Origin of the sequence: Gluconacetobacter sp. (genome assembly GCF_047721585.1) — a bacterium.
Lineage (GTDB): Bacteria > Pseudomonadota > Alphaproteobacteria > Acetobacterales > Acetobacteraceae > Gluconacetobacter > Gluconacetobacter dulcium.
Genome location: NZ_JBDNXE010000115.1, coordinates 1 through 5,232, shown reverse-complemented (window position 1 = coordinate 5,232; position 5,232 = coordinate 1). Strand labels below are relative to the sequence as shown.

Annotated in this window: 6 protein-coding genes and 1 pseudogene; 1 reads left to right on the top strand and 6 read right to left on the bottom strand. The window is 69.6% G+C overall.

Annotation, left to right across the window (positions count from 1 at the left end; all coding sequences use genetic code 11):
* Positions 1-93: 93 nt before the first annotated feature.
* From ABF821_RS16610 to ABF821_RS16585, 6 genes are all read right to left on the bottom strand, one after another.
* Positions 94-1,458 carry an alpha,alpha-trehalose-phosphate synthase (UDP-forming) gene (locus ABF821_RS16610; protein ID WP_182973959.1) on the bottom strand — a complete coding sequence of 455 codons (1,365 nt, stop codon included), beginning with the start codon at positions 1,456-1,458 and terminating at the stop codon, positions 94-96.
* On the bottom strand, positions 1,446-2,204 hold the full coding sequence (gene otsB, locus ABF821_RS16605; RefSeq protein ID WP_182973960.1) for a trehalose-phosphatase: 759 nt from the start codon (positions 2,202-2,204) through the stop codon (positions 1,446-1,448). Before otsB ends, ABF821_RS16610 begins: the two co-directional genes overlap by 13 nt.
* A gap of 82 nt (positions 2,205-2,286) precedes the next feature.
* Entirely contained in the window at positions 2,287-3,198 is a 912-nt protein-coding gene (locus tag ABF821_RS16600; RefSeq protein ID WP_310889088.1) for a DUF2155 domain-containing protein, read from the bottom strand.
* Between the two features lie 8 nt (positions 3,199-3,206).
* Positions 3,207-3,431, bottom strand: a complete 225-nt coding sequence (locus ABF821_RS16595; protein WP_182973961.1) for a hypothetical protein — start codon at positions 3,429-3,431, stop codon at positions 3,207-3,209.
* Complete coding sequence (mlaD, locus tag ABF821_RS16590; protein ID WP_182973962.1) at positions 3,428-4,009, bottom strand: outer membrane lipid asymmetry maintenance protein MlaD; 582 nt, start codon at positions 4,007-4,009, stop codon at positions 3,428-3,430. Before mlaD ends, ABF821_RS16595 begins: the two co-directional genes overlap by 4 nt.
* Before the next feature lie 217 nt (positions 4,010-4,226).
* Positions 4,227-4,595: an NADH-ubiquinone oxidoreductase subunit NDUFA12 family protein gene (locus ABF821_RS16585; RefSeq protein ID WP_182973963.1), complete on the bottom strand. Its 369-nt coding sequence runs from the start codon at positions 4,593-4,595 to the stop codon at positions 4,227-4,229.
* A gap of 220 nt (positions 4,596-4,815) precedes the next feature.
* Between ABF821_RS16585 and ABF821_RS16580 the strand changes: the two are divergent.
* Positions 4,816-5,232, top strand: a pseudogene (locus ABF821_RS16580) (vitamin B12-dependent ribonucleotide reductase); the annotation flags it as partial.

Here is a 5,232-nt window from a genome sequence, read left to right as displayed (position 1 = left end):
TGAGCGGGGGGGGGGCACGGAGAGCCCACCGGGCCGCCCGGCCACCCCCCCCGGCTATCCCCGGCCCCCGGCCCATGCCGGTCCCCCGCCGCATCACGATGGTCCGAGCGGAGGCATCGCGACCGGGGGGGCCGCGTCCAGCGCCTTCAGGAAGTCCCGCGCCCAGAATCCCGCCGTGGTCCGGCGCACATCCTCGTCCAGATGGCGCCAGCGCCGTTGGCGCTCCTCCAGCCCCATGGTCAGCGCCTGATGCAGCGCATCGGCGATCTCGTCGGCGTCGAAGGGATTGACCAGCACCGCCTCGTCCATCTCCGGCGCGGCGCCGGCGAAATGCGACAGCACCAGCACGCCGGGGTCGGCCGCGTCCTGCGCCGCGACATATTCCTTCGCCACCAGGTTCATCCCGTCGCGCAGCGGCGTAATCAGCGCCACGTCGGCCATGCGATAGAACCCGGCCAGGATGTCCCGCGCCACCGGCCGCGTCAGATACCGGATCGGCGTCCAGTCGAACTCGGCATAGGCACCGTTGATCCGCCCCGTCAGCTCGTCCAACTGGCACCGAAGCTGGCGATATTCCTCCACGTCGCCGCGCGAAACCGGCGCGACCTGAAGAAACGACACCTTGCCCCGATGTTCGGGATAACGGGCCATGAACGCCTCGTACCCCCTGAAGCGTTCGGGCAGGCCCTTGGAATAATCCAGCCGGTCCACGCCGAGGATCAGCGCCGTCCCGCGCAGGCTGGCACGCAGGCGGTCCGCCTCCTCGCGCCGCACGCTCTCCTCGGCCTGTTCGCGGAATTCATGCGGATCGATGCCGATCGGAAAAGCCCCCGCCCGTTCGGTCAGCCCGTTCAGGCGGAAGGCGTGGTTCAGGTTGTCCGCATCTTCCTCGGTCTGCACCCCGATCAGGTCGTAGGCCTGCATGTCTTCCAGCAGCAGCTTCGCCCCCGGCATCGAGCGCACCAGGCTCCAGGGCGGCACGGGAATATGCAGAAAGAAGCCGATCCGCCCCGCCACGCCCAGGTCGCGCAACGCCTGGCCCAGCGGAAACAGATGATAGTCATGGACCCAGATCACGTCGTCCGGCTGCAACAGCGCGCGCAGGCAGCGCGCGAACATGGCATTGACCTCCAGATAGGTCTGCCAGTCCCGGCGCGAATAACTCATCAGCCCGACACGGTAATGAAACAGCGGCCACAGAATGCCGTTCGAGAAATTCTGATAGAATCCCTCGTGCTGCCGTGCCGTCAGGTCGATCGTGGCATAGGTCACGCCATCGACCTCATCCATGCCGATGACGGGGTCGCCCTCGAATTCGGACTGATTGCCCGACCAGCCGAACCACAGCGACTCCCCGCCCCGCAGCGCGTCCTTCAACCCCACGGTCAGACCGCCGGCCGGCTGCAGACGCTCACGCGGCGAAGGCACCCGGTTGGATACGATGATCAGACGCCCCATGAATCATCCCCTCCGCCCGCGAGCGTCGCCAGCCAGGCCCGAAAGGCGGCCGGATCGGGAAAATCCCGAGGAATACGGAACCCCGCCCCACCCAGCGCCTCGGCCGCGCGGATGCCGTCTTCATCCGTCACGTCGTCGCCGACGAAGACCGGATGCCGCCCGGCGAAGGGCGGCGACTGCATCAGCGCCGCCACCGCATGGCCCTTGTCCACGCCATGGGGCCGGATTTCCCACGCCATCTTGGCCGTCTGCACATGGAAGCGCCCGTGCGTCGACGCAACCCACGATTCCGCGGCTTCGCGCAGCATATCCGCCATCTCGGGCGCCGCACGGTAATGCAGCACGAAACCGGCGGGCTTGCGCTCGATCCGCACGCCCGGATGCTGCGCGGCCAGAGTCTCGGCGGCCGGCAGCCAGGTCGGCGGCATGGCGGGCAGTTCGGCACGCACGATCGGCCCGTCCGGACGATGCCGCACCGCCAGCCCGTGCTCGCCGGCCACGGCAAACGGCACGTCGCCGAGGAAATGATCGATCTGATCCACCGCGCGGCCCGAAATCACCGCCAGCGCATCGCCGCATTTCGCCCGCAGCCGCCGCAGCACGTCCGGCAGGCCGGGCGACACGACCACCGATTCCGGCGTGGGCGCGATATCGACCAGCGTACCGTCAAAATCCAGCAGCAGGGCCGCCTCGCCTGGGGGCGGCATGAACCGGCCGGCCGGGCCGGCATAATCCGTCGGGCTCATGGGCATTCTGGACTCCTTGGGACCGAAGGCTTGTCATTCATCCCGGACCGACACCGGCGGGACAGGTTGCTTCCCGTCCCCGTCAGGGGGGCAGGAGGGATTGCGGCTGTCCAGGCTGGGCCTGCGATGCCGCCGGGGCGGACGATGCAGGCGGCGACCGGGTCGGCGCTGCATAACCCGTTGCAAAAGGCGTCGGCGGAGGCAATGGCATAGGCCTCCCCGCCGGCTGCATGGCGGCACCGGATGGAGCAGCCCCCGACACCGGCGCCTCCTCGTCAGGCGGCGACAGGGAGAGCGGCGCCCCGCCGAAACGCGCGGCAGGCACCGCCGGGGCGGATGCCGCGCCCGGCTGCCCGGCCGGCGGCGCCGCCGGAACCGTCAGCACCTGCGGCCCCGAAGACCCCGGCACGGACGGCGTGCCCTGATCCGACGTTCCCGAGACTGGTGTTCCCGGCACCGGCGATCCCGAAGCCGCCTGATCGCCCGGCTGCGCCGCAGCCGCCGCCAGAGCCGCCAGCGGAGGCGGAACGGGCGCCACCATGTCGCCCGCGCAGCCCACGAGGCGCACGGCGTAGATCGGGTCCTGGAAAACGCCCAGGAAGGGTTCGCCCGCCAGCATCCATCCGTTGAAGCCGGGGCCGTCCTGCCGTGTATCGCGCACCGCCAGCCACCCCGCCGCATCGGGCGTCAGCGTCGCCGGCCGGTCGCGGCAGGCGCCGACATGGATCGTCAGTGCCCTGAACGTCGCATCCTGCCCCACCGGAATGGTCAGCACCTGCACGCTGGAGTCCAGCGTATCCAGCACCCGCACGGTCGCGACCGAGCGCCCCTGCCAGGTATCGGCGGGATAGATCGCAGGCGGCGCCACGATCTGCTGGGCGCGGGCAGCCATGCCCCCAGGCCCGCCACTCCATGCCACCAGCGCCGGCACGGCGGCCAACGCCGCGCGCACGGCCCCCGCCCGGCGCGACGCCGGGCGGAGCAGACGCAACACGTCCCGCCTCACGATCTCGGGCTTCGCAGCGCGGCCGCGACCTCCGCGATCAACCGCCGCATGCCGTCCTCGTCCACACCGATCAGCACCGCGTCCTCGAACGTGTCCCGCATGACCTCGCAAAGCTCGGCATAATTCTCGTTCAGCACCCGGATCTTGTCCTGGCATGAAACCGGCGTGCCATCGGATTGCTGCCAGATCGCGGGCGGCGGCGGAAGCGCGGCCCCGCTCATGGCTGGTCGCCGCCCCCGGTATGCCCTGCCGGAGCCTGCCCATTGTCCGGCGTCGCCGTTCCCTGGGACGCCGCCCCCTGGTTCGCGCGCTGCTGGTTGGCCTTGGTCATCGTATCCGTCACCGAGAAGATGAAGCGGCTGAGCAACTGCTCCAGGCTGATCGCCCCCTGGGTCTCGGTGATCGCGCCGCCGGGCTTCAGCATCGCATTGTCGGCTCCCGGTGACAGGGCGACATATTTGCCGCCCAGCAGGCTGTCGCTGGTGATGATGGCCGCGCTGTCGGTCGGCAAGTGCACGTCGGGGCTCACGGTAAAGGTCACCTGCGCCTGGAAGCTGGACGGATCGACGCGCTCGTCGACCACCTGCCCCACCGTCACCCCGGCCAGCCGCACATCCGACCCGACCGACAGCCCGTCGATATGGGCGAAGGACGCATGCAGCCGATAGCCGGATTCATGCCGCCGCCCCTTGTCGACCACCGCCAGGGCCAGAAGCCCGCCCAGCAGTACAAGAACCCCGCACCCGGCGGCGAGTTCGGCCGAACTCCGGCTCACCCGGCCTGCAACCGCACTGACCATTCTGACTCTGTTCCCCAATTCACAGCACGGAGACTGCGTAAAAACGGCCACCGCCGACCAGCCCCCGCCGGTCTCCGGGCGCCGGCGCACGGCCCGCGAGGCCGCTCCGATCCCCAAAGACATACGCAGGCCGCTGCCGACCCAAGCCGCGCGCGACTCAGCATCCACAGCATTCAGGCAGTATCAGGGCGGACCTTAACAGGTTCCGCCCACCGTTTCACCCTTCGGGAATCCAGGCTTCGTAATCGCTGGTCGAGTCCGCGCGACGGCCACCGCGATAATCGCTTCCGGGCGGGCGATAGGCGTCCACCGTCCCGGTCCGGTTGCCCGGATACGGGATCTGCCAGGGCTGGCGCGCGCTCTCGGGCAGGGGCGCGTCATCGACATGGTGCAGCCACCCCCACCATTCGGGCGGCACGACCGAGGCATCCTCGCCCTTGTGATAGATGACCCAGCGCTCATGCCGCGTCAGGCCGCCACCGGTACGATTCGCGGTGCGCGCCTCGTAGTAGCACCGGCCATCGGCATCCTTGCCGACCAGCCGACCCTTGAACCTGGTGTAGATACGGGTGCCGAGATTTGCCATGCCCCGAGGATAACCCTCTTTCCGGCGGCCGGTCCACCCGGCGGGGCGGGACTCGCCCGATCACAACTCCGGGATCGGGAAACCGCGAACTTATCCCCCATATCCACAATATACAGTGGTCTGTATAGTCTGGGACCCACCATATACGGCTTCCGCCCCGTCACGAAGCGGGCCTAGAGTGAATGCCATGACAGCCCGAAGCCACTGGAACGGCGTGCGCATGCGTACCACGCAGGCCGCCGCGGACCCGGACGACGCTCTCCGCGCCGTCACCCTCCCCGCCGATTGGGATGACGAGGCGGCGGCGGCCCTGGCGCGCCTCGCGTCCGGCCGGGGGGCTGCCCGTCTGGCGACCGAAGCGGCACGCTGGGTGGACGACGTGGCCGTGGACGCGCTGGCCACGCAGGCCCGTTCGCTCTCCTGCCTGCTGATGCTGCGCCAGGCGGCCCCGACCGAGTCCCTGTGGACCGGCCAGCACGACCGGCGGCCGGGCTTCATCGTCAATCTGGCGGCCTTCGTCCAGCCCGGCAGCGGCTTCCTGGCCGAGGATTTCGTCGCCGCCCTGCGCCTGCTCTGCCAGGTCCTGCGCGACGTGACCGAACGCAAGGCGGCGCTGCGCAACGGCGAACTCCCCTTC